Raw genomic sequence first — 24626 nt, forward strand, 5'->3', positions numbered from 1 at the left:
CATGCCGGGCGTCCCTCGCCCGGCTCACGAAAGGGAAGGTAACCGTGTCGGTTTCCATCAAGCCGCTCGAGGACCGCATCGTCGTCCAGGCCGTCGAGGCCGAGCAGACCACCGCGTCCGGCCTCGTCATCCCGGACACCGCCAAGGAGAAGCCCCAGGAGGGCGAGGTCCTGGCCGTCGGCCCGGGCCGCTGGAACGAGGACGGCGACGAGCGCGTCCCCATGGACGTCAAGGTCGGCGACCGCGTCATCTACAGCAAGTACGGCGGCACCGAGATCAAGCACGGCGGCACCGAGTACCTGATCCTGTCGGCGCGCGACGTGCTCGCGATCGTCGGCTGACAGCCCCGGATCTCATTGAGCAGTACCAGCACCTGAGCCGCCCCGTCCCACCCGCCCGCGCGGCGCGGTGAGACGGGGCGCTCGCGTGCACCACCCCATACCCGAAAGGAGCTGTTCGCCATGGCGAAGCAGCTGGAGTTCAACGACAACGCCCGCAAGGCGCTGGAGCGCGGTGTCGACGCGCTGGCCAACGCGGTGAAGGTGACGCTGGGTCCCAAGGGCCGCAACGTCGTCCTCGACAAGAAGTGGGGAGCCCCCACGATCACCAACGACGGCGTGACCATCGCGCGCGAGGTCGAGCTGGACGACCCCTACGAGAACCTCGGGGCGCAGCTGGCCAAGGAGGTCGCGACCAAGACCAACGACGTCGCCGGCGACGGGACCACCACCGCGACGGTGCTGGCCCAGGCGATGGTCAAGGAAGGCCTGCGCAACGTGGCGGCGGGTGCCTCGCCGTCCGGCCTGAAGCGAGGCATCGACAAGGCGGTCGCCGCGGTCAACGACCGTCTCCTGGAGAACGCCCACGAGCTCGAGGGCCGCGACCACATCGCCCAGGTCGCCAGCCTGTCCGCCCAGGACCAGGTGATCGGCGAGCTCATCGCCGACGCCTTCGACAAGGTCGGCAAGGACGGCGTGATCACCGTCGAGGAGTCCTCGACCACGGCCATGGAGCTGGAGTTCACCGAGGGGATGCAGTTCGACAAGGGCTACCTCTCGCCGTACTTCGTCTCTGACGCCGAGCGGATGGAGGCCGTCCTCGAGGACGCACTCGTCCTGCTCCACCAGGGCAAGATCTCCGCGGTGGCCGACCTGCTGCCGCTGCTGGAGAAGGTCGTCGGCGCGAGCAAGCCGCTGCTCGTCATCGCCGAGGACGTCGAGGGCGAGGCGCTCTCCACGCTGGTCGTCAACAAGATCCGCGGCACCTTCAACGCGGTCGCGGTCAAGGCGCCCGGGTTCGGCGACCGCCGCAAGGCGACGCTGCAGGACATGGCGATCCTCACCGGCGGCCAGGTCGTCGCCGAGGAGGTCGGCCTCAAGCTCGACCAGGTCGGGCTCGAGGTCCTCGGCACCGCGCGCCGGGTCGTGGCCACGAAGGACTCGACCACGATCGTGGACGGCGGCGGCGACCAGCAGGCGGTCAGCGACCGGGTCGCGCAGCTGCAGGCCGAGGCCGAGTCCACCGACAGCGACTGGGACCGCGAGAAGCTCCAGGAGCGCATCGCCAAGCTGGCCGGCGGGGTGTGCCTGATCAAGGTGGGCGCGCACACCGAGGTCGAGCTCAAGGAGAAGAAGCACCGCATCGAGGACGCCGTGTCGGCCACCCGCGCGGCCATCGAGGAGGGCATCGTCCCCGGCGGTGGCAGCGCGCTGCTGCACGCCGCGGTGGCGATCGACGAGCTCGACCTGACCTCCGACGAGGCGGTCGGCGCCCAGATCGTGCGCAAGGCCGCCGCCGAGCCGCTGCGCTGGATCGCCGAGAACGCCGGGCTCCAGGGCTACGTCGCCACCGCCAAGGTGAGCGAGATGCCGCTGGGCCAGGGCCTCAACGCCGCGACCGGCGAGTACGGCGACCTGGTCGCGCAGGGCGTCGTCGACCCGGTCAAGGTGACCCGCTCGGCGCTGCGCAACGCCGCGTCGATCGCGGCCATGGTGCTGTCCACCGAGACCCTCGTGGTGGACAAGCCCGAGGACGAGGACGACCAGCACGGTCACAGCCACTGACAGGCGGCTCCGGCGCCTCGCGCGCAGGTGACCACGAGGCCCTTGTCCCGGTACTCCGGGGCGGGGGCCTCGCCCGTGCCGACGGCGGCGCGCAGGGTGAGGTATTCCCTGCCGGACGGTCCTGTGGCATCCTTGGGCCGTCGCTCCCGCACGGGGCGGTCCCGGGGGATCGCCACTCACCGCAGCAGGGTCCGCTGAAGAGGAGGTAACCGGGTGACGATGCCCCGCGCCGCGGCGGCCCTGAGCACCGATCTCGACGCGCCACCGCCGGCGCGCAGGATCCGCGTCGTCTCTGCGCCGGTGGGTGCCACGGACGTGCAGGAGGACGGGCGACCGGCTGCCGTCGGCGAGATGCGCCCGTTCGTCGAGGCCGCCCGGTCGGGCGACCCCGTCGCCCGGGAGCACCTGCTCGGGGCCGTGCTCCAGGTCGCCCACCGCTACGCCAGGGCGCGGCTGGGGACCTATCCCGCAGCCGCGGAGGTCGCCGCCGACGTCGCGCAGGAGGTGGGCATGGCGGTGCTCACCGCGCTCCCGGACTACGACGACCGTGGAGCGCCCTTCGAGGCCTTCGTCTACCGTGTCGCCTCCCACAAGGTCGCCGACGCCCAGCGGGCGCACGCCCGGGCGCCCGTGACCGCCGACCACGTCGAGTCGCCGCTCTTCGAGGGCCGTGTCGCCTCCGCGGAGACGCACGTGGTCGACAGGGACGAGGCGCGACGCGCCTGGGACCTGCTGGAGACGCTCTCGGACCGGCACCGCGAGGTGCTTGTCCTGCGCGTCGCCGTAGGACTGAGCGCGGTGGAGACCGCGTACGCGCTGGGGATGACTCCTGGTAGCGTCCGCGTCGCGCAGCACCGCGCCCTCGGGGAACTTCGGGCCCGCTGGAAGGGAGCCGACCGATGAACCTCGGTGGAGTGGCCAGGACGGACCGGATCCTGGACGAGCTGGGTGGGAGGCTGGACTGTTCCGCGACCGCCGACGACGACGTCGTCGCCGCGCTGGCGGCGTGGGTCGGGCAGCTCGACGAGCTGCCCGTTGCCACCCGGCGGGGACGTCACCGCGCCGCGCGAGGACGACGGATGCGCGGCATCCTCGGCGGCGGAGCCGTCGTGCTCGCGACCCTCTCGGGCGCCTCGGTGGCCGCCGCGCTCACCGGCGCGGAGGTGCCTGCGATGACGAGCTTCGGCCGCGCGGTCGTGGAGATGGTCCCGGGAGACGTCCTGCATCAGCCAGCGGTCGTCCCCCGGGGGGAGGACCCCCTGGCGGAGAAGGCGGACGACGGTGCCGGTGCGGACGCGGCCGGTCCGCGCCCGGAGAACCCCGCCACCGCGGCCGCCGGCGACGCCTCGACCGAGGGCGCGGCGGCGGTGCCGCCCCTGCTGGAGCGCGCCGGGGACGTGCGCACCACGCCGGCCCGGTCCACCGGTCCGGCGACGACGGACGGCGAGGCGCCGGCCGTCGCAGGTGACCTGTCCGGGCACGTCGGGGTCGTGGACGCGGCCGACGGGCTGCCCCCCTCGGCCGCGGGTCTCGACACCCGGTCGTGGTCTCGCGGCAGGTGGACAGCTCCCGGTCAGCAGAAGAAGGCCGCCCGCAGCCTGTTGCCGCCCCAGCGCGAGCGGGTCCTGCCGGGTCTGGGATGGGTCGGGGCGGGACCGTCCGGGCCGTCCGCGGGCGACCCGACGGCCGCGCAGGGCGCTGCGGCCGAGGCGCCCGTGCAGCATCCGAGCGCCGGTCGGGGCAGGCCCGCCACGCCGCCCGGCCAGCTGCGGCCGGTCGAGGTCGCCGCCGAGCGCGGACGGCTGTCCTCCACGCCGCCGGGCCAGGCGGTCAGGGAGCAGGTGCCGCCGGGCCAGGCGGTCAGGGAGCAGGTGCCGCCGGGCCAGGCGGTCAAGGAGCAGGTGCCTCCCGGCCAGGCGGTCAAGGAGCAGGTGCCTCCCGGCCAGGCGGTCAGGGAGCAGGTGCCTCCCGGCCAGGCGGCCAAGAAGCAGATGCCTCCCGGCCAGGCGGTCAAGGAGCAGGTGCCTCCCGGCCAGGCGGTCAAGGAGCAGGTGCCTCCCGGCCAGGCGGCCAAGAAGCAGGTGCCCGCGGACCCGGCGACCTTGAAGCAGGTGCCCCCTACCCCGGCGGATGGCGATCCCCTGGCCGAGCAGGGCACGCAGGCCGAGGGTCCGGCCGCGCCCCCTGCGGAGCGACCCTCCTCGCCGTGACGTCGACGGGCGTGGGGGAGCGGCGGACGCCCGGCAACTAGAATCCGCAGCATGCTCCCCGTCGACGACAGCTCCTCCGTGCCCGCCGCGTTCGCGCGCCTCGGTCTCACCTACGACGACGTCCTGCTCCTGCCGGGCGACACCGACCTCGCGCCGGCCGAGATCGACACGACCAGCAGGCTGACGCGGGAGATCTCGCTGAAGGTCCCGCTGGTCTCGGCGGCGATGGACACCGTCACCGAGTCACGGATGGCGATCGCGATGGCGCGCCAGGGCGGCATCGGCATCCTGCACCGCAACCTGTCGGTGGAGGACCAGGCCATGCAGGTCGACCTGGTCAAGCGCACGCAGACCGGGCGCATCTCCAGGCCGGTGACGATCGGACCCGACGCCACCCTCGAGGAGCTCGACCAGGTCTGCGGGCAGTACCGCGTCTCGGGCCTGCCGGTCGTGGCGCAGGACGGCCTGCTGCTGGGCATCTGCACCAACCGGGACCTGCGCTTCACCCCGGTCGCCGAGTGGGAGCACACGCTCGTGCGTGACGTCATGACGCCGACCCCGCTGGTCACCGCACCCGCCGACGTCTCGCGCGAGGACGCCACCGCCATCCTGCGGGCGCACAAGCGGGAGCGACTGCCGCTGGTCGACGACGCCGGGCGCCTCGTCGGGCTCATCACGGTCAAGGACTTCGTCAAGTCCGAGCAGTACCCCTACGCGAGCAAGGACGGCGACGGCCGCCTGCTCGTCGGTGCCGCCATCGGCTACTTCGGCGACGCGTGGGAGCGTGCGTCCACCCTCGTCGAGGCCGGCGTCGACGTGCTCGTCGCCGACACCGCCCACGGGCACGTGCGGATGCTCGTCGAGATGGTCCAGCGGCTCAAGTCCGACCCCGCCACCCGGCACGTCCAGGTCATCGGCGGCAACGTGGCCACGGGCGCCGGCGCGCTCGCCTTCGCCGAGGCCGGGGCGGACGCGGTCAAGGTCGGGGTCGGTCCGGGTGCCATCTGCACCACCCGCATCGTGACGGGGGTCGGGGTGCCGCAGCTCACCGCGGTGCACGAGGCCGCCCAGGCGGTCCGGTCCCTCGGCCTGCCCGTCATCGCCGACGGCGGCATGAAGTTCTCCGGCGACATCGCCAAGGCTCTCGTCGCCGGAGCCGAGGCGGTGATGATGGGTTCGATGCTGGCCGGGTGCGAGGAGACCCCCGGCGAGCTCATCTTCGTCAACGGCAAGCAGTTCAAGAGCTACCGCGGGATGGGGTCGCTGGCCGCGATGAGCTCGCGCGGCAAGAAGTCCTTCTCCAAGGACCGCTACTTCCAGGCCGAGGTGACCAGCGACGACGAGCTGGTCCCCGAGGGTGTCGAGGGCAAGGTCGCCTACCGCGGCGCGGTCAGCGCCGTCGTGCACCAGATGACCGGCGGTCTGCGGCAGGCGATGTTCTACGTCGGCGCGCGCACCGTGCCCGAGCTGCGGGACAAGGGACGATTCGTGCGCATCACCCAGGCCAGCCTGCAGGAGTCGCACGCCCACGACATCGAGATGACGGCGGAGGCGCCCAACTACAGCCGCTGAGCCGCCGGTCGTCGCGTCGGGGCGGTCGGTCCCGGCTCAGGCGAACTGCCAGGAGCGCTTGGACAGGCCGTACCAGAAGCCGTCGACCACGCTGGTGCTGCTCAGTCCGCCGGCGTCCGCCGCGCCGAGGGACAGGAAGAGCGGCGCCCAGTGCTCGGTGCGCGGGTGCGCCACCCGGGCGGCGGGGGCCCGGTCCTCGAAGTCCAGGACCGCGTCGACGTCGTTGCGCTCGAGGGCCTCGGCGGCCCAGTGGTCGAACTCGGCGGAGGCCGTCGGCGGCGCGGCGTCCGCGCCGGCGCTCGGGTCGAACCAGGCCAGGTTGTGGGTGGTGAAGCCGGAGCCCACGATGAGGGTGCCCTCGTCGCGCAGCGGTGCCAGCCGGCGACCCAGCTCGAAGAGCTGGCGCGGGTCGAGCGTGGGCATCGAGAGCTGGAGGACGGGCAGGTCGGCGTCCGGGAACATCTCCACGAGGGGCACGTAGGCGCCGTGGTCCAGCCCGCGGGTCTCGTCGCGGTGGACGCCGCCGGCGACGTGCGACCCGACGAGCTGCTCGACCTGGTCGCCGAGCTCCGGCGCGAGCGGGGCGTCGTAGGTGACCGTGTAGTACCTCCGCGGGAAGCCCCAGAAGTCGTAGACCAGCGGCTGGGCCGCCCGGGTGGCGGACACCGACAGCGGTGCGTTCTCCCAGTGCGCCGAGACCATGAGGATGTTGCGCGGCGTCGGCAGGTCCGACGACCAGGTCGCCAGCTCCTGCGTCCAGCGGGCGTCGTCGGCGAGCGGCGGCGCGCCGTGCGAGAGGTAGAGGACCGGCATCCGGCTGCTGGGGGTGGCCATGGCACGATGGTACGTGATGCGTCACCTACTGACAAGGGTGCCCGTCCCGTCGGTGATCGGAGTGTGCGGCTCGGAGCACGGCCGTGGGCTGGGTAGCCTGTGCGGGTGAACGAGATCGAGATCGGACGCGGGAAACGTGGCCGCCGCGCCTACACCTTCGACGATATCGCGGTCGTCCCGTCCCGCCGCACGCGTGATCCCGAGGACGTCTCCATCTCCTGGCAGATCGACGCCTACCACTTCGAGCTGCCGGTGATCGCCGCCCCGATGGACTCCGTGGTCTCGCCGGAGACCGCGATCATGATGGGACGGCTGGGCGGCCTGGGCGTGCTCGACCTCGAGGGTCTGTGGACCCGCTACGAGGACCCCGGTCCGGCGCTCGCCGAGATCGCCGAGCTGCCGGAGGAGCGGACCACGTCCCGGATGCGCGAGCTGTATGCCGCGCCGGTGCGCCCCGAGCTCATCACCGAGCGGCTCCGGCAGGTGCGTGAGGCCGGGGTGACGGTGGCCGGGGCCCTGTCCCCGCAGCGCACCCAGCAGCTGTGGAAGGTCGTCGTGGAGGCGGGGGTCGACCTCTTCGTCATCCGCGGCACGACCGTCTCCGCCGAGCACGTCTCCAGCACGGCCGAACCCCTCAACCTCAAACGGTTCATCTACGAGCTGGACGTCCCCGTCATCGTCGGCGGGGCCGGCACCTACACCGCGGCGCTGCACCTGATGCGCACCGGCGCGGCCGGCGTGCTCGTCGGCTTCGGCGGCGGCTCGGCCCACCGGACCCGCACGACGCTGGGGATCCACACGCCCGCGGCGACCGCGGTCGCCGACGTGGCCGCGGCCCGCCGCGACTACCTCGACGAGTCCGGAGGCCGCTACGTCCACGTCATCGCCGACGGTGGCACGAGCACCTCCGGCGACATCGTCAAGGCGGTCGCCTGCGGCGCGGACGCGATCATGCTGGGCGCGGCGCTGGCCCGGGCCAGCGAGGCGCCCGGCCAGGGCTACCACTGGGGCAGCGAGGCCCACCACCCCGAGCTGCCCCGTGGGAGGCGGGTCGACGTCGGGACGGTGGCGGGTCTGGAGCAGATCCTGGGCGGCCCGGCGGTGGACGCGGAGGGCACCACCAACCTGATGGGCGGGCTGCGCCGGGCGATGGCCACGACCGGATACACCGACCTCAAGGAGTTCCAGCGCGTCGAGGTGGTGGTGGCTCCCTATGGCACCCATTGACGACCGCGACGGAGATGGCATGAACGACGAGCACGACGACTACGCCGAGTACGACGTCCGGGAGATGCGTGGGCGCCACCGCGGCGCCCAGCCCGGGGAGGTGCGGATCAGCCAGGACCCCGTCCACGTACGACGTCGGCGCGCGGTCCTGGGCGGCGTGCTGGCGCTCCTGCTGGCGGTGGTGACCGGTGCGGGCGTCTGGCTCACCGGTGCGTGGCGCTCGGGCGACGACACCACGGTGGCGTCCGTCGGCGACATCTCCGGTGGGACCGGCGACGGCGCGCTGGCCGACGGTGCCGGGCCGGACGGCGCGGCCACGACGTCGGAGGGTGCCGAGGCGGCCTCGGTCACCGCCGAGCAGACCCCGGAGCCGGACCCGGTGTGGCAGAAGGAGCCCGTCCCCAACGAGCTGCCCAGCGACACTACCGCGATGGAGCCGCTGGACTACCTCACCGGTGGCATGACGCCCAAGTCGGTGATGGCCTCCAACCATGGGCTGGCCATCGCCAACAACATGATGTACTCCCACACCTCCACGGTCTTCGACACCACGACCCGTGAGCAGGTCGCCGTCCTCGACGACGAGATCGATCTCGCAGAGTTCGGCGTCGAGGGGCACCCGGGGATCTCGCAGGGCTCGCCGGTGGAGGCGGTGTGGACCGCCGACGGCCGCTACGCCTACGTCTCCCAGTACACGATGTACGGCCAGAACTTCGGCATCCAGGGCTTCGACGCCTGCACCAGGGACAGCGGCGTGGGCCCTTCCTTCCTCTACCGCTTCGACGCCGAGGAGATGGCCTGGGACCAGGTCATCAAGGTCGGCGCGGTCCCGAAGTACCTCGAGATCACCCCGGACCAGACCACGATCCTGGTCAGCAACTGGTGCGACGCGACGATCTCCGTCGTGGACGTCGAGAAGGCCGAGGAGACCAAGGTCATCGACGTCAACGAGTCGCCGCGCGGGATCGCGATCATGCCGGACAGCAACACCGCCTACGTCGTGGCGATGTACGCCCAGTCGCTGTTCAAGGTCGACATCGACGCCGGCACCAGCGAGCTGGTGATGAACACCACGCTGCGCCCCCGCCACCTCAACCTCACCGAGGACGGCTCCACCCTCTACATGACGGTCAGCTCGGCCAACACGATCTACAAGATCGACACCAGCACCGACGAGATCGTCGACGAGGTCTCACCGGGCCTGGAGCCGCGGTCGGTCACGCTGTCGCCGGACGAGACCGCCCTCTACGTCGTCAACTACAACGAGGCGACCGTCTCCAAGGTGCGCACCTCCGACATGGAGGTCATCGACAAGGTCGACGTCGACGCCGACCCCATCGGCATCGACTACGACCCCGTGACCAACACCGTCTGGGTGGCCTGCTACAACGGCTCGATCTACGTCTTCGACGACCAGAGCACGCCGCTGTGACCACCGCCCCTCGCGGTCGGGACATCCAGCCTGATCGCCTACCCTGAGCAGGTGATCCGCACCGCCCTCCGACCGGCCTGGCTGGCCCTGCTGGCGCTGCTGGTCGTGATCGTGTGGAGCTTCTACCAGCTCGGCATGTGGCAGATCGGCGTCAGCTCCAACGACGCGGCGCGCGAGCACGCCGCAGCCCAGGCCGCCCGTCCGACGGAGCCGCTCGGCGAGGTCACCGCGCCGCACCAGCCGTTCCCCGACGACGGCGCCGGGCTCTCGGTCTTCGCCGAGGGGGAGTATGCGGCGTCCGAGCAGTTCCTCGTCCCCGGTCGGCTGCTCCAGGACGAGCCGGGCTACTGGGTGGTGACCCCGTTGCGCACGGCCGCCTCCGGGGAGGCCGCGCTCCTGCCGGTGGTGCGCGGGTTCGTCACCGACCCTGTCCAGGCCGACCTGCCGCCCGCCGACCCGGTGAAGGTGACCGGGACCCTGGCACCGAGCGAGTCGCCGGGCGAGTCCGCCGGTCTCGGGGCGCTGCCGCAGGGGCAGCGGGCCACGATCGACACCGCCGACCTGGTCAACGACTGGGACGGTCCGGTCTACAACGCCTTCGTCTTCCTCGTCGACGAGCAGCCGGCCGTGACCGCCACGTCCGTGGTGCGTATCCCACCACCGGTCTTCGGCGACAGCGGCATCGTCTGGCGCAACTTCGGCTACGGCCTGCAGTGGTTCACCTTCGCGGCCTTCGCCGTCTACATGTACATCCGGTTCCTGCGCCAGGCGACCCCGGGTCGCCGCGAGGAGCAGGGCGCCGGCGAGCCGCCCCATACCCCGTCCCCCCACGCCCCGATCCAGGAGGAGACTCCATGTCCGCCCGTGCCAAGCTCGCGTTCTTCCGTGTGATGGCCTTCGTCGTCGGCGTGGGGCTGCTCGTGCTCTGCGCCCACATCGTGCTGCGCTACGGCTTCGACAACCACGCGCTGGCCTGGTGGCCCAGCCCGCACGGCTGGGTCTACATGGTCTACCTCGTCGCGGTGGCGCTGCTCGGCTTCGAACTGCACTGGGGCCTGGGCAAGATGGTCGGCGTCATGCTCGCCGGGTGCGTGCCCTTCCTCTCCTTCTGGGTCGAGCACCGCGTGCACGGCCGGGCGCTGGCCCAGATCGAGGCGGCCGAGTCCGGCGCCGATAGGGTGTCCGCGTGACCGAGCCCCTCGACGCGCGACCCGTCCTGGTCGTCGACTTCGGCGCCCAGTACGCCCAGCTCATCGCCCGGCGCGTGCGTGAGGCGGACGTCTACAGCGAGATCGTGCCGCACACCATGCCGGCTGCCGAGATGCTCGCCCGCGACCCCGCGGCGATCATCCTCTCCGGCGGGCCGTCCTCGGTCTACGCGGCGCAGGCGCCCGCGCTGGAGGAGGCGGTCGTCACCGCAGGCGTGCCGGTCCTGGGCATCTGCTACGGCTTCCAGACGATGGCGCGCGCCCTGGGCGGGGAGGTCGCCCGCACCGGGCAGCGCGAGTACGGCCACACCCGCGCCGAGGTGGCCGCCGCGAGCAGCACGCTCTTCGCCGGGCAGCCGGAGGAGCAGGACGTGTGGATGTCGCACGGTGACGCGGTCACCACCGCGCCCGCCGGCACGACGGTCACCGCCACCACGCCGGGGGCACCCGTCGCGGCCTTCGAGGACGACGAGCGCCACCTCTACGGAGTGCAGTGGCACCCCGAGGTCCTGCACTCCGCGCACGGCCAGCAGGTCCTGGTCAACTTCCTGCGGCACGGTGCGGGCATCGAGCCCACCTGGACCAGCGGCAACGTGGTCGAGCGGCTCGTCGAGGACGTGCGCGCCACCGTCGGCGAGGACCGGGTGATCTGCGGGCTCTCCGGCGGGGTCGACTCCTCGGTCGCCGCCGCGCTCGTGCAGCGCGCGGTCGGCGACCAGCTCACCTGCGTCTTCGTCGACCACGGGCTGCTGCGCGAGGGGGAGGCCCAGCAGGTCGAGGAGGACTTCGTCGCCGCGACAGGAGTCGACCTCGTCGTCGTCGACGCCCGGGAGCGGTTCCTCGGCGCCCTGGCGGGGGTGACCGACCCGGAGGAGAAGCGCAAGGCCATCGGCAGGGAGTTCATCCGTGTCTTCGAGCAGGCCGCCCGCGACATCGTCCACTCCCACGACGGGACCGCCGGGCAGGACGACCACCCGGTGAAGTGGCTGGTCCAGGGCACCCTCTACCCCGACGTCGTCGAGAGCGGCGGCGGCGCCGGCACCGCCAACATCAAGAGCCACCACAACGTCGGCGGGCTGCCCGAGGACCTGCAGTTCCAGCTCATCGAGCCGCTGCGGACGCTGTTCAAGGACGAGGTGCGTCAGGTCGGCCTGGAGCTCGGCGTCCCCGAGGGGATCGTCTGGCGCCAGCCCTTCCCCGGTCCCGGCCTGGGCATCCGCATCGTCGGCGAGGTGACGGCCGAGCGGCTGGCGCTGCTGCGCCGGGCCGACGCGATCGCCCGCGCGGAGCTGGCCGCCGCCGGCCTGGACCGGGACATCTGGCAGTGCCCGGTGGTCCTGCTGGCCGACGTGCGCTCGGTGGGCGTCCAGGGCGACGGCCGCACCTACGGCCACCCCGTCGTGCTCCGGCCCGTCTCCAGCGAGGACGCGATGACAGCGGACTGGAGCCGGGTGCCCTACGACGTGCTCGCCCGGATCTCCTCGCGCATCACCAACGAGGTCGAGGACGTCAACCGGGTGGTCCTCGACGTCACGAGCAAGCCGCCGGGGACGATCGAGTGGGAGTGAGCGGTATGCCGTCCGCCCCCCTGCGGCGGGCGCGCACCACGATCGCGCTGGCCGCGGGCAAGGCGGCACGGCTCGCCTCCCGCCTGCGCGGGGGCGGCTCGGCGCTACCCGGCCTGGTGACCGAGACGCTCGACCCGGCCGTGCTGCGCCATACCCTCGGCTCGCTGCCGGGGGAGTGGTCGTGGTGTCCGGCACCAACGGCAAGACGACCACGACCAAGATGCTCGTGGCGCTGCTGCGGGCGCACGGGCTGCGGGTGTTCACCAACCCGACCGGCTCCAACTTCACCCGCGGGGTGATCTCCTCGATGCTCGGCGAGATCGGGCTGCGCGGGCGGCTGGACGCGGACCTGGCCGTCGTCGAGCTGGACGAGGCGCACGCGCTGCACTTCGCGGCCCAGGTGCCGCCCACGTACAGCCTGCTGCTCAACGTGGCGCGCGACCAGCTCGACCGCTTCGCCGAGATCGACCACACGGCGCGGCTGCTCACCCGGCTCGGCGAGCAGACGACGACGGGGGTCGTGCTCAACGGCGATGACTCGTTCATCTCGCGCGTGCGAGCCCAGGTGGGAACCGGGGTCACGGTGCGCTGGTTCGCCGTGGACCCGAGGGTCGCCGACCGGCTGCCCGAGCTGCAGGAGGCCGACGTCCGCTTCGAGGACCACGACGAGCGGCCCGAGCTCGGGCCGGACGACGGCCTGCTGCTGCCGGAGGAGGACGGGCGCGGGCTCACCGTGCGCTTCCCCGGCGGGCCTGACGTCGGGCCGCTGAGGCTGCGCCAGCGCGGCCTCGCCGCGATGATCAACGCCACGGCCGCGACCACGACGGCCCGGACGCTGCTGGGGGAGCGCTTCGATGCGCGCACCGCCGCCAGGGCCCTCGAGGCGGTGCAGCCGCCGTTCGGCCGCGGCGAGGTGATCGACGCGGGCGGCGCGCCGCTGGAGCTGGTGCTGGTCAAGAACCCGGCCGGCTTCACCGTGGCGCTGAGCACCTACGGCGGCGAGCCGGTGGCCACGATGGTGGCGATCAACGACGACTACGCCGACGGGCGCGACGTCTCGTGGCTCTACGACGTGTCCTTCGAGTCGCTGCGGGAGCAGGGCGTGGCGCTGACGTCCGGAGTGCGCGGCTGGGACATGGCCTTGCGGCTGCGTTACGACGGCGTCGAGGTCGCCGACGTCGAGACCGACCTGGACGCGGCCCTGGAGCGGTTCCTGCGCGACCACGCGGGAGAGCCGACGCGGATCTTCTGCACCTACACCGCGATGATGCACCTGCGCCGGAGGCTGGCCGACCGCTTCGGGCTGGCCCGCTTCGGGGAGGAGACGGCGTGAGCGAGGACCTGACCACCGCGCTGCCCGGCGACGTCGCTGCGCTGGCCGACGTGGCCGCCGACAAGGGCGAGGTGCACCTGGTCCACCTCTACCCGCGCGAGATGAGCATCTACGGCGACCTGGGCAACACCCGCTGCCTGGCGGCCCGCCTGCGCTGGCACGGCTACCAGCCGGTCGTCCACGACCACCACCCCGGCGCGCCGTGGCCGGAGCGGGTCGACCTCGTCCTGGGCGGCGGCGGGCAGGACAGCGGCCAGGCCCGCGTCCAGGACGACCTGGCCACCCACGCCGACCGGCTCCGGGAGCTGGCCGCAGACGGGGTGCCGATGCTCATGGTCTGCGGCATGTACCAGCTCTTCGGCGAGGCCTTCGTGACCGTCGACGGCCGCCGGCTGCCCGGGCTGGGGATCCTCGACGTCACCACCCGCGGGAACTCGACGCGGATGATCGGCCCCATCGTCCTCGACACCGACCTCGGCCAGGTCGTCGGCTACGAGAACCACTCCGGCTCCACCGTGCTGGGGGAGGGGCAGGCGCCCTTCGGCCGGGTGCGCCACGGTAGCGGCAACAACGGCTCGGACGGCACCGAGGGGGCGCGGACGCACAACGTCGTCGGCACCTACCTGCACGGCCCCGTGCTGCCGGCCAACCCGGCGCTCGCCGACGGGCTGCTGGAGCAGGCGGCGCGCCGGGCCACGGGTGACTGGCTCCCCGTGCAGATCGACGACACCCTCGCCCGGGAGGCGCACGAACGGCAGGTGGCCCGGCTCTTTCAGCGGAGGATTCACCAAACGTCAGGCTCGGAAATCCACACCGTGAATCGTGATCGTGGAGAGCCCTAGGGGCCGCCGTGTCTTCGGTCGCAACGATGATGGAGCGTTGAATGTCGAGGAAGACGGGCACCGTTGTGGGAGCGTCGTGCGCTGGGGCTCTGACCCCCGCCATGGCCGTTCCGGCGTCCGCAGCCATGACTCATGCTGAGGGGTACACCACTTGTCCTGACGGATGTACGTGTACACGCACGTCCGGGTTGACGGGTTGACCCCCCGCCCGACCAGGCGCCCGACGACTCCGGCGGAGGTGGTCTCCAAGCTTCGTGCTGTGTATGACGCGTTCGAGGTGGAGGTGACCGAACGCGCTGAGGGCCACGGCTTCCATGACGGCGTTCCGGGGGTGGGTCTTCGAGGAGCGGAAGGGGAACTGGCGACCGCGCTCCCAGAGATGATGTGAGCTCGATTCCCAGTCATCCGCGAATCGACCGACACCTGACCTTCCTCAGATGAGGTCAACGGCAGATCGTCCTCCGGCCGCAGCCGCGCGCCGGCCGGTGCGCACCCACCACGCCGCCAGCGTCGCCAGCCCGAAGGGCACGACGAGCAGGTGGGCGTAGATGGCGTAGAGCAGCGCGGTCGCGGACGCGGCGCCGGGCGCCCCGCCGAAGAGCACGAGGATGCCCGCGGTCCCGACCTCGGTCACCCCGAGCCCGCCCGGCGTCACGGCCATGACCGTGAGGAACTGGCGGAACGCGTAGGCGCAGATGAGCTCCGGCACCGGCAGGTCCAGGCCGACGACGCGGGCCGCCAGCCAGTAGAGCCCGAAGAGGAAGACGAACTGGCCGACCATCCCCAGCGTCATCCGCCACCAGCCGGTGCGGACCACCTGCTCGATCCGCCCGCGCTGCTCGGTGACCACGTGGTCGATCCCGCGGCCGTCGCGCACCGTGCGCACGAAAGGGGCCAGGACGGTGTGCAGCACGCGTCCGACCCACCCGGCGACCCGGTCGGAGAAGATCATCAGCGAGCAGATCACCACCACGGCGATGCCCACCGCGCCGGCGAGCAGGGCGCCGGTGACGACGATCCGGGGCGCCGAGACGGTGCCGGCCACGACGACGAGACAGCCGACGACCGGCAGGGCCACCCGAGCGAGCAGGTTCCACAGCGCGGTGACCAGGAAGGAGCTGGAGACCGCGGACCTGGAGAACCCCCAGCTGCGCAGCATCATCCACGCCGCGGCGACCCCGACGGCCGCACCCAGGGGGAGCAGGTTGGCGATGGTCGCCGTGGTGGCGTTGACGCGCAGCGCCCAGACGTGGCCCACCCCGGGCAGCGAGCCGATGACCACCCACGTGTAGCAGAAGAGGCCCGCCAGCAGCAGCGCGCCCATCGCCACCGCAGTACCCAGCCGGACGCGGGCGAGCTGGGCGCCGATCTCGGCCCACGAGGTGTCCAGCAGGTGCGGCAGGCCGAAGGAGATCAGCAGGACGACGAGGACCAGGCCGAAGACCGACTGGATGACGTCCTTCCAGCCGATCCGGCGCAGCCGCGGGGTCTCCTCGCTCACCCGTCCTCCGCGCGTGCGCCCCGCGGGGAGAGCAGCCACCACAGCCCCGCGACGGGCAGGACGAGCGGGATCAGCAGGTAGCCCAGCCCGTAGTCGGACCACACGGTCGCGTCCGGGAACATCGCGGGCGCCACCAGACTCCAGGTGCCGACCACGAGCACGCCGGCCAGCTCCACGGACAGCGCCACCACGCTCACCCACCAGGCACGCCGGCCGCGCATCGACAGGGAGACGAGCGCGACGACATACACCACGGCCGCGAAGGCGGACAGCCCGTAGGCGAGCGGCGCCTCGTGCCAGCGTGTCGAGATCTGGGCGGCGGAGCGCGAGACGGTGCCGATCACGAAGATCAGGTAGAGGGCCAGGATCACCCTGCCCGGCCCGTGCCGCCGGTCGCCGGCGTGCGCCTCGGGGCGCCTCACGGGAGCATCCCGACTCCGTACCAGATCTGCGCCGAGCGGGCAGCCATCACTGCCGCGGTGAAGGCGGCGACCGCGAGCACGAAGGTGCTCCACCGGGTCGGCTCCTCGCGCGACCAGACCAGCGCGAGGGCCGGCAGCAGCAGGATCGTCACCAGGTAGGCCCACAGCTCCCAGCCGGGGCCGACGGGTGTCTCGCCGCGCAGCTGGCGCACGAGGTACCAGGCGGCGTAGGCGACCACGCCCGCCTGCACCAGCCAGGTCAGGCCGGCCGTCAGCCGGCCGGGCGCCCGGCCGTTGAGCCCGCTGACCAGGCACACGAACGCGACAGCCAGCCCGCCCAGGAGCATCGTCAGCGTGGGCGGGTCGAGGTATGAGGTGGTGCTGCCGGTCACGGGTCACCAGCGTACGGGGGCGGTCCTGTGGACTGACGGAGAACGTCGTCGGCGCGCCCACCTAGGATGGGCGCCACGATGAGCAGCCTGTTCGACCACCTCTCCTTCGATCTTCCCCTGCCCTCGATGAGTGCCGCCCAGGCCAGCGGCCACCCGGACGACGCGACGGACGGGGTGGACGAGCGGGGGATCCCCGCGTGGGCTCTCGGCGAGGGGGAGGCGCCGCCTGCGCAGGCCCCCCGCCGGCCACGCCGGGAGATCGACGTCGAGGCGCTGCTCGCCGGCCTCAACGAGCCCCAGCGCGAGGCGGTGACCCACCACGGCGGGCCGCTGCTCATCGTCGCCGGCGCCGGCTCGGGCAAGACCCGGGTGCTCACCCACCGGATCGCCTACCTGCTCGCCGAGCGGCACGTGCACCCCGGCCAGGTGCTGGCGATCACCTTCACCAACAAGGCCGCCGCGGAGATGCGGGAGCGGGTGGAGGCGCTGGTCGGCCCGCGAGCCAAGGCGATGTGGGTCTCGACCTTCCACTCCGCCTGCGTGCGCATCCTGCGCCGCGAGGCGCAGACCGCCGGGCTGCGGTCTTCCTTCTCGATCTACGACGCCGCCGACAGCCAGCGGCTGATGGGGATGGTCGTCCGCGACCTCGACCTTGACCCCAAGCGCTACCCGGCGCGGGCCTTCCTGGCCAAGGTCTCCAACGCCAAGAACGAGCTGCTCGACGAGGAGGCGTTCGCGGCGCAGGTCGGCAACAACCCCTACGAGCAGAAGGTCGCCGAGGCCTACACGCTCTACCAACGGCGGCTGCGCGCGGCCAACGCGCTGGACTTCGACGACCTCATCTCCACCACGGTCCACCTGCTGCGCGCCTTTCCCGACGTGCGTGAGCACTACCGGCGCCGGTTCCGCCACGTCCTCGTCGACGAGTACCAGGACACCAACCACGCCCAGTACGCCCTCGTCCGCGAGCTGGTCGGCCACCTGGGCGACATCGTCGACGGCGGCGACCGGCCGCTGCCGCCGGCCGAGCTGTGCGTCGTCGGCGACGCCGACCAGTCGATCTACGCCTTCCGCGGCGCGACGATCCGCAACATCGTGGAGTTCGAGGAGGACTACCCCGAGGCGCGCACCATCCTGCTCGAGCAGAACTACCGCTCGACCGCGACCATCCTCTCCGCGGCCAACGCGGTCATCGTCCGCAACCCCCACCGCCGCGACAAGCGGCTGTGGACGGAGTCGGGGGACGGACGCAAGATCGTGGGCTACGTCGCGGACGACGAGCACGACGAGGCCTCCTTCGTGGCGCGCCGGATCGACGAGCTCGGCGACGAGCGCGGGGTGCGGCCCGGCGACGTGGCCGTCTTCTACCGCACCAACGCCCAGTCGCGGGCGCTGGAGGAGGTGCTGGTGCGCACCGGCCTGCCCTACAAGGTGGTCGGCGGGACGCGCTTCTACGAGCGCCGCGAGGTCAAGGACGCGCTGGCCTACCTGCGGGTGCTGGCCAACCCCGCCGACGACGTCAACCTGCGCCGGATCCTCAACACCCCCAAGCGCGGCATCGGCGACCGCGCCGTCGGTGCCGTGGGCGCGCTCGCCGAGCGGGAGCGGATCCCGTTCGTCGCCGCGCTGGGCCGCGCCGAGGACGCCCCCGCGATCGCCACCCGCTCGGTCGCCGCGATCAAGGGCTTCACCGCGCTGCTGGAGGAGCTGGGCGGGCTGGCCGCCGACGAGGACAGCGGCGTGGGCGACCTGCTCGAGGCGATCCTGGACCGCACCGGCTACCTCGCCGAGCTGCGCGCGAGCAGCGACCCGCAGGACGAGACCCGCGTGGAGAACCTCGCCGAGCTGGTCGAGGTGGGCCGGGAGTTCGACGACAACTACCCCGAGGGCGGGCTGGTCGACTTCCTCGAGCAGGTCGCGCTGGTCGCCGACGCCGACGAGATCCCCGAGGGTGACGACTCCTCCGGCGTGGTGACGCTCATGACCCTGCACACCGCCAAGGGTCTGGAGTTCCCCGTCGTCTTCCTCACCGGGATGGAGGACGGCACCTTCCCGCACCAGCGCAGCCTGGACGATCCCGAGGAGCTGGAGGAGGAGCGTCGGCTGGCCTACGTCGGGATCACCCGGGCCCGCGAGCAGCTGCACGTCTCCCGCGCCGGCACCCGCGCCGCCTACGGCACCCCGCAGTACTTCCCGCCCTCCCGCTTCCTCGACGAGGTGCCCGAGGAGCTGGTCACCTGGGAGCGCACCGACGCCGACCGGTCCAGCTTCGGTGGCCGCCGCTCGGCCACCGAGTCGTCCGGGTGGGCAGGGGGACATGCCGCCCGCGGCCGCGGAGGTCGCGGCGGACGCCCCGAGGTGGTCCGGCTCGACCCGCGAGGCAGCGCTCCCCGACCCGGGCGCAGCGAGGCCGAGACCGCCGAGCTCGAGACGCTGTCCGGCGGGGACCGGGTCAGCCACGACACCTTCGGACTGGGCACCGTGGTCCGGGTCGAGGGCACCGGCAAGCACACGATGGCGCACGTCGACTTCGGCGGCGAGACGGGCGTCAAGCGGCTCCTGGTGCGGGTGGCACCGCTCACCAAGCTGTAGCGCCGGCCCCGTTAGGCTCACCCAGCGTGAGCACCCCCGACCTGACCGTGGACCGCCTCCGCGAGACCGCGCATACCTGTCCCGCTGGCTGGCCACCCAGGTCGAGTGCCGGCAGGTGCCCGGTGCCCAGGTCGCGGTCCGGCTCGGCGGGGAGCTGGTGCTCTCGGAGGCCTACGGTGTCGCCGACCTGGACAGCGGGGAGCCGCTGACGACGGGCCACGTCTTCCGCGTCGCCAGCCACAGCAAGACCTTCACCTCGGTGGCTGTCCTCCACCTCGTCGAGCAGGGGCGGTTCGCGACGGCGTCGACTCCGACTTCTGGCCGCTCGACCGGCCCTTCCCCGACACCGAGGCGCTGCTGGGCGTGGTGCGCGAGCACGGGGCGACCTACGAGCCGCAGGAGCACTTCAAGTACTCCAACATCGGGTATGGCCTGCTCGGCGCGATCATCCAGCGGGTCACCGGGTCGGGGTATGCCGAGCACGTCACCTCCGCCGTCCTCGCGCCCCTCGGCCTGGGCGACACCACGCCGGAGCTGACCGACGAGGCGGCGGTTCGTGCGGTGACCGGCCACAGCCGGCCGCACGGACGGACCCGCGACCGCGTCGCCGTGGAGCACGTCGGCACCGGGGCACTGGCTCCGGCGACCGGTTTCGCCTCGACCGCCGAGGACCTGAGCCGGTTCTTCGGTGCCCTGACGCTGGGGTCGGGCGAGCTGCTGAGCGACCGGAGCCTGCGCCTCATGCAGCGCGCCGAGGCGACCTTCATCCGCAGGGGGTCGCAGACCTCCTACGGGCTGGGGCTCATCGCGGCGAAGGTGGGGGAGCGCGCCACGGTCGGGCACTCGGGCGGCTTCCCGGGCCAGATCACCCGCACGCTGCTCGACCCGACCCACGGGCTGGTGGTCTGCGTCCTCACCAACCCGATCGACGGGCCGGCGGAGGCTCTGGCGTCGGGCGTCCTGCAGCTGATCGACCTGCTGACCAAGGACGCCGCCGACTGGCAGGCTCTGCCGCGGGGCGTGAGCGTGGCGGACCTGGACCGGCTCACCGGGCGCTACCACTCGCTCTGGGGCGAGACCGACGTGGCGCGCGGCGGGGACCGGCTGGTCATGCTCGACCCCACGACGCCGAGCCCGCTGGAGGACTGCCAGGAGCTGCGTGCGCTGGACGCCACGACGCTGCGTCCGGAGGACGTCGACGGGTTCGGCGGCTCCGGCGAAGCGGTGCCGTTCGAGGTCGACGAGGAGGGTCGCGTCACCAGGATGCGGGTGGCCGGCGTCAGCGCCTGGCCGGAGCAGACCTACCTGGCCAGGCGCGGCACCGCGTGGGGTCGCGGCGCGGCCCTGCGCTAATGTCTGGCCATGACCTCAACACCGTTGCGCGTCGTCGTGGCCAAGCCCGGCCTGGACGGCCACGACCGCGGTGCCAAGGTGGTCGCCCGTGCGCTGCGTGACGCCGGCGTCGAGGTGATCTACACCGGGCTGCACCAGACGCCCGAGCAGATCGTCGCGGCCGTCGTCGCCGAGGACGCCGACGCGGTCGGGCTCTCGGTGCTCTCCGGGGCCCACCTGACGCTGTTCCGGCGGGTCATCGACCTGCTGGCCGAGCAGGACGCCGCCGACGTGGTGGTCTTCGGCGGCGGGATCATCCCCGCCGAGGACGTCGTGGCGCTCAAGGAGATGGGCGTGGCCGAGGTGTTCACGCCAGGGGCCAGCACCACCGACATCACCGGCTGGGTGCACGAGCACCTCGCCCGACCCGACTGACCACGCTCCGCCCGGCCCGCGCCGGGCGGACGCCCACGTCATACCCTCATCAGTCCGTCCATCACCCTCACACGATTGGGAAGCCACCCGTGGATCTGTTCGAGTACCAGGCACGCGACATGTTCGAGACGCACGGGGTCCCCGTGCTCGCCGGCGCCATCGCCGACACCCCGGAGGAGGCGCGCGCGGCCGCCGAGCGGATCGGGCAGCTCTCCGGCGGCGTGACCGTGGTCAAGGCTCAGGTCAAGACGGGGGGGCGTGGCAAGGCGGGTGGCGTCAAGGTCGCGAAGTCCGCCGAGGAGGCGCAGGCCGCGGCCGAGCAGATCCTGGGGATGGACATCAAGGGGCACACCGTCCATCGCGTGATGATCGCCCAGGGCGCGAAGATCGCCGAGGAGTACTACTTCTCGGTCCTGCTCGACCGCTCCAACCGCTCGCTGCTGGCCATGTGCAGCAAGGAGGGCGGGATGGAGATCGAGCAGCTCGCCGTCGAGCGCCCCGAGGCGCTCGCCCGGGTGGAGGTCGACGCCAACACCGGCATCGACGAGGCCAAGGCCCAGGAGATCGTGGACACGGCCGGCTTCGACGCGCAGACCGGCGCCAAGATCGTCCCGGTGCTCCAGAAGCTCTGGGAGGTCTACCGCGACGAGGACGCCACGCTGGTCGAGGTCAACCCGCTGGTCAAGACCGAGGACGGGGGCATCCTCGCCCTCGACGGCAAGGTGACCCTCGACGCCAACGCCTCCTTCCGCCAGCCGCACCACGCCGAGCTGGAGGACAAGGGGGCCGCCGACCCGCTGGAGGCCCGGGCCAAGGAGCTCGACCTCAACTACGTCAAGCTCGACGGCAACGTCGGCATCATCGGCAACGGCGCAGGCCTGGTCATGTCCACCCTGGACGTCGTCGCCTACGCCGGCGAAGACTTCACCGGTGGCAAGGCCAGCCCGGCGAACTTTCTCGACATCGGTGGTGGCGCCTCCTCCGAGGTGATGTCCAACGGGCTGAGCGTCATCCTCGGCGACGAGCAGGTGCGGTCGGTCTTCGTCAACGTCTTCGGCGGCATCACCGCGTGCGACGAGGTGGCCAGGGGCATCGTCGCCGCGCTGGAGACCCTCGGCGACGAGGCGACCAAACCGCTGGTCGTCCGCCTCGACGGCAACAACGTCGAGGAGGGCCGCCGCATCCTGGCCGAGGCGAACCACCCCCTGGTGACCATCGAGGACACCATGGACGGTGCTGCCCGCCGGGCCGCCGAGCTGGCCGCCGCGAACTGACCCCCAGCAGACCTACGAAGGAATCACACGACACCATGGCGATCTTCCTCAACAACGACTCCAAGGTCATCGTCCAGGGCATGACCGGCTCCGAGGGCATGAAGCACACCCAGCTCATGCTCCGGGCCGGCACCGCCGTCGTCGGCGGCGTCAACCCGCGCAAGGCCGGCACCACCGTCGACTTCCAGGACGGTGTCCAGGTCCCCGTCTTCGGGACCGTCGCAGAGGCGATGGAAGCCACCGGCGCGGACGTGTCGGTCGTCTTCGTCCCGCCGAAGTTCGCCAAGGACGCGGTCGTCGAGGCGGTCGACGCCCAGATCCCGCTGGTCGTCGTGATCACCGAGGGTATCGCGGTGCGTGACAGCGCCGAGTTCTGGGCGCACGCCCGCGACAGGGGCACCACCCGGATCGTCGGCCCGAACTGCCCCGGCCTGATCAGCCCCGGGCAGTCCAACGTCGGCATCATCCCGGCGAGCATCGCCGGCCCGGGCCGGATCGGGCTGGTCTCCAAGTCGGGCACGCTGACCTACCAGATGATGTACGAGCTGGGTGACCTCGGCTTCTCCACCGCCGTGGGCATCGGCGGCGACCCGATCATCGGCACCACCCACATCGACTGCCTCAAGGCCTTCCAGGACGACCCCGACACCGACGCGATCGTGATGATCGGCGAGATCGGCGGGGACGCGGAGGAGCGCGCGGCGGACTACATCAAGGAGCACGTCACCAAGCCGGTCGTCGGCTACGTGGCCGGCTTCACCGCCCCGGAGGGCAAGACCATGGGCCACGCCGGCGCCATCGTCTCCGGCTCCTCGGGCACCGCCCAGGCCAAGAAGGAGGCCCTCGAGGCCGCCGGGGTCAAGGTCGGCAAGACGCCCTCGGAGACCGCCCAGCTGATGCGCGAGATCGTCGCCTCGCTCGGCTGATGAGCCACCTGCAAGGACGGCGCCCCACCGGGGTGCCGTCCTCGGGCGTCCGCGTGTCCTCCTCGGGCGTCGCCGCAGCGACCATCCTTCGGACGAGCGCCGGTGAGGCGCGGCGCGCCTCCCCGGCCCGCACGCGAGCACGGGTGACCATGGGAGCGTCATGACTCTGCTGCAGCGATCCGACCCCACCACCTCGACCGAGGACGACCCGCAGACCGGCGGCGCGACCCTGGAGGGTCTGACCCTCGGCCGGCTGGTCGAGCTCGCGGTGGCCGGCGTCGCCGGCGCAGTCTGCGTCCTGCTCGGCGTGGTGGCGGTCGCGGTCCCCACGGTCGTGGCCTGGGTAGCCGACGAGCGCAGCAGCGTCTCCTTCTGGCAGACCCTGGGCGCATCGGTGGACCTGTGGGCCCTGGCCCACCGGGCACAGGTGCGCACCCCGGACGCACACGTCGTGCTCGCGCCGCTCCTGCTGACCGCGCTGCCGGTGTTCCTGTGCTGGTGGGCGGCCCGCCAGGTGGTCCTCAACCGTGAGGAGATGCTGGCCAGGTCCCCGGTGGTCGGTGGCTGGCGCAGCGCCTGGCACGCGCTGGGCGGCTCGGACGCCGTCGTCTTCTGCCTGGGCTACCTCGTCGCGGGCCTCGTCGTCGCGCATTCCGCCAGCTTCGGGCTGGCCCCCGTCTTCCTGCCCAGCCTGGTGATCGGCGCGCTGCTGGTGCCGCTGGTGGCCGTCGGACTCGTCTGGTGGGCCGAGCACCGCCGCAAGGAACACCCGGCCGTGGTGGCGGGGCTGCGCTGGGTCGAGGCGCGCACCCCGGTCCTGGTCCGGCGGGCGGTCCCGGCCGCCGTCGAGGTCGTCGTGGGACTGAGCGCCGTCACCTTCCTCGTGGTGCTCGGGCTGCTGCTCGTGCGCGGGGAGCGGGTCCTGACCCTCTACGGCGCGCTCGACGCCGGGATCGTCGGCACCACGGTCCTGACCGTGGCCCAGCTGCTCGCCGTCCCCAACCTCATGGTCTGGGCCCTGGGCTGGCTGTCCGGCGCCGGCCTCACCGTCGGCACCGTGCACGTCGGCTGGGACGCGTCCACCGCCGGCGACCTGCCGCTGCTGCCCGTGCTCGGGGCGCTGCCGGAGCCGGGCACCCTCCCGCCGGGCATGTGGGCGATGGTGCTGGTCCCGCTCGTGGCCGGCGGGTGGCTCGGCCACCGGTCGGCGGGCGCCGCCTCCCGGCTCTCCAGCTGGTGGACCAAGTCCCGGATCGCGCTGCTCGGCTCTCTCCTGGTCGGCGCGGCCGCGCTGGTGGCCGGGTGGCTCGCCACCGGAGGCCTCACCCCGGGGCTGCTCGGCACGGTCGGTGTCGAGCCGTGGCGCCTCGCCGGTCTGCTCACCCTCGAGGTCGCCTCCGGCGCCCTCGTCGTGGTGAGCCTGCGCCACCTGCTGGGCCGGCGCCCGGCCCGACGCCGCTGAC

General features: G+C 72.5%; 21 protein-coding genes and 2 pseudogenes. 19 read left to right on the plus strand and 4 right to left on the minus strand.

Translation table 11 applies throughout. From position 1 onward, the window contains the following. Positions 1-44: 44 nt before the first annotated feature. The 5 genes from groES to guaB all read left to right on the plus strand — a co-directional run bounded on the left by groES (position 45) and on the right by guaB (position 5845). Entirely contained in the window at positions 45-341 is a 297-nt protein-coding gene (gene groES / locus DV701_RS17595; protein ID WP_114930279.1) for a co-chaperone GroES, read from the plus strand. 120 nt (positions 342-461) lie between these two features. Continuing rightward, positions 462-2063, plus strand: coding sequence for a chaperonin GroEL (groL, locus tag DV701_RS17600; protein ID WP_114930281.1), 1602 nt, complete (start codon positions 462-464; stop codon positions 2061-2063). 219 nt (positions 2064-2282) lie between these two features. Further along, entirely contained in the window at positions 2283-2966 is a 684-nt protein-coding gene (locus DV701_RS17605; protein ID WP_228255385.1) for a sigma-70 family RNA polymerase sigma factor, read from the plus strand. After that, entirely contained in the window at positions 2963-4273 is a 1311-nt protein-coding gene (locus DV701_RS17610) for a hypothetical protein (RefSeq protein WP_114930283.1), read from the plus strand. The genes DV701_RS17605 and DV701_RS17610 overlap by 4 nt, the downstream gene beginning before the upstream one ends. A gap of 51 nt (positions 4274-4324) precedes the next feature. Further along, complete coding sequence (gene guaB, locus DV701_RS17615) at positions 4325-5845, plus strand: IMP dehydrogenase (RefSeq protein ID WP_114930285.1); 1521 nt, start codon at positions 4325-4327, stop codon at positions 5843-5845. A 36-nt stretch (positions 5846-5881) separates the two neighbouring features. Here the strand turns inward: guaB and DV701_RS17620 are convergent, their stop codons facing one another. Continuing rightward, a complete protein-coding gene (locus tag DV701_RS17620; protein WP_114930287.1) occupies positions 5882-6679 on the minus strand; it encodes a dioxygenase family protein in 798 nt (265 codons plus the stop codon). A gap of 105 nt (positions 6680-6784) precedes the next feature. Here DV701_RS17620 and DV701_RS17625 point away from each other — a divergent pair, with 105 nt between their 5' ends. The 7 genes and pseudogenes from DV701_RS17625 to DV701_RS17655 all read left to right on the plus strand — a co-directional run bounded on the left by DV701_RS17625 (position 6785) and on the right by DV701_RS17655 (position 14289). Next, positions 6785-7906: a GuaB3 family IMP dehydrogenase-related protein gene (locus DV701_RS17625; RefSeq protein WP_114930289.1), complete on the plus strand. Its 1122-nt coding sequence runs from the start codon at positions 6785-6787 to the stop codon at positions 7904-7906. 19 nt (positions 7907-7925) lie between these two features. Then, a complete protein-coding gene (locus DV701_RS17630; RefSeq protein WP_228255108.1) occupies positions 7926-9338 on the plus strand; it encodes a YncE family protein in 1413 nt (470 codons plus the stop codon). Positions 9339-9389: 51 nt separating this feature from the next. Beyond that, complete coding sequence (locus DV701_RS17635) at positions 9390-10229, plus strand: SURF1 family protein (protein WP_114930291.1); 840 nt, start codon at positions 9390-9392, stop codon at positions 10227-10229. After that, complete coding sequence (locus DV701_RS17640; protein WP_114930293.1) at positions 10193-10528, plus strand: DUF3817 domain-containing protein; 336 nt, start codon at positions 10193-10195, stop codon at positions 10526-10528. Before DV701_RS17635 ends, DV701_RS17640 begins: the two co-directional genes overlap by 37 nt. Further along, the gene (guaA, locus tag DV701_RS17645; protein ID WP_114930295.1) at positions 10525-12114 is read left to right on the plus strand and encodes a glutamine-hydrolyzing GMP synthase; all 1590 of its coding nucleotides are present in this window, start codon (positions 10525-10527) and stop codon (positions 12112-12114) included. The genes DV701_RS17640 and guaA overlap by 4 nt, the downstream gene beginning before the upstream one ends. 5 nt (positions 12115-12119) lie before the next feature. Beyond that, positions 12120-13447 (plus strand): annotated as a pseudogene (locus tag DV701_RS17650) (MurT ligase domain-containing protein). After that, positions 13444-14289: a type 1 glutamine amidotransferase gene (locus tag DV701_RS17655; RefSeq protein WP_114930297.1), complete on the plus strand. Its 846-nt coding sequence runs from the start codon at positions 13444-13446 to the stop codon at positions 14287-14289. The pseudogene DV701_RS17650 and the gene DV701_RS17655 overlap by 4 nt, the downstream one beginning before the upstream one ends. A 433-nt stretch (positions 14290-14722) precedes the next feature. Here DV701_RS17655 and DV701_RS17665 read toward each other — a convergent pair whose 3' ends face one another. From DV701_RS17665 to DV701_RS17675, 3 genes are read right to left on the minus strand one after another with little or no spacing between them, the layout of a single operon-like run. Next, positions 14723-15790 carry a lysylphosphatidylglycerol synthase transmembrane domain-containing protein gene (locus DV701_RS17665; RefSeq protein WP_162803113.1) on the minus strand — a complete coding sequence of 356 codons (1068 nt, stop codon included), beginning with the start codon at positions 15788-15790 and terminating at the stop codon, positions 14723-14725. Beyond that, positions 15787-16212, minus strand: coding sequence for a hypothetical protein (locus tag DV701_RS17670; RefSeq protein WP_114930303.1), 426 nt, complete (start codon positions 16210-16212; stop codon positions 15787-15789). Before DV701_RS17670 ends, DV701_RS17665 begins: the two co-directional genes overlap by 4 nt. Continuing rightward, positions 16209-16604: a hypothetical protein gene (locus tag DV701_RS17675; RefSeq protein ID WP_114930305.1), complete on the minus strand. Its 396-nt coding sequence runs from the start codon at positions 16602-16604 to the stop codon at positions 16209-16211. The genes DV701_RS17670 and DV701_RS17675 overlap by 4 nt, the downstream gene beginning before the upstream one ends. Positions 16605-16682: 78 nt before the next feature. On the opposite strand from DV701_RS17675, the gene pcrA reads away from it, so the two are divergent. From pcrA to DV701_RS17705, 7 genes and pseudogenes are all read left to right on the plus strand, one after another. After that, a complete protein-coding gene (pcrA, locus tag DV701_RS17680) occupies positions 16683-19196 on the plus strand; it encodes a DNA helicase PcrA (protein WP_114931355.1) in 2514 nt (837 codons plus the stop codon). A gap of 115 nt (positions 19197-19311) precedes the next feature. After that, positions 19312-19434 (plus strand): annotated as a pseudogene (locus DV701_RS19180) (serine hydrolase); the annotation flags it as partial. A 125-nt stretch (positions 19435-19559) separates the two neighbouring features. Further along, positions 19560-20549, plus strand: coding sequence for a serine hydrolase domain-containing protein (locus DV701_RS17685; RefSeq protein ID WP_267874122.1), 990 nt, complete (start codon positions 19560-19562; stop codon positions 20547-20549). 9 nt (positions 20550-20558) lie between these two features. After that, positions 20559-20963 (plus strand): cobalamin B12-binding domain-containing protein, encoded by a 405-nt coding sequence (locus tag DV701_RS17690; RefSeq protein ID WP_114930307.1) that lies wholly within the window; start codon positions 20559-20561, stop codon positions 20961-20963. Positions 20964-21052: 89 nt separating this feature from the next. After that, a complete protein-coding gene (gene sucC / locus DV701_RS17695; protein ID WP_114930309.1) occupies positions 21053-22237 on the plus strand; it encodes an ADP-forming succinate--CoA ligase subunit beta in 1185 nt (394 codons plus the stop codon). 35 nt (positions 22238-22272) lie between these two features. Next, complete coding sequence (gene sucD / locus DV701_RS17700; protein ID WP_114930311.1) at positions 22273-23163, plus strand: succinate--CoA ligase subunit alpha; 891 nt, start codon at positions 22273-22275, stop codon at positions 23161-23163. Between the two features lie 160 nt (positions 23164-23323). Continuing rightward, positions 23324-24625: a cell division protein PerM gene (locus tag DV701_RS17705; protein WP_114930313.1), complete on the plus strand. Its 1302-nt coding sequence runs from the start codon at positions 23324-23326 to the stop codon at positions 24623-24625. Position 24626 lies beyond the last annotated feature (1 nt).

The sequence above is a fragment of the Ornithinimicrobium avium genome (assembly GCF_003351765.1).
In the GTDB taxonomy this organism is placed as follows: Bacteria; Actinomycetota; Actinomycetes; order Actinomycetales; family Dermatophilaceae; genus Ornithinicoccus; species Ornithinicoccus avius.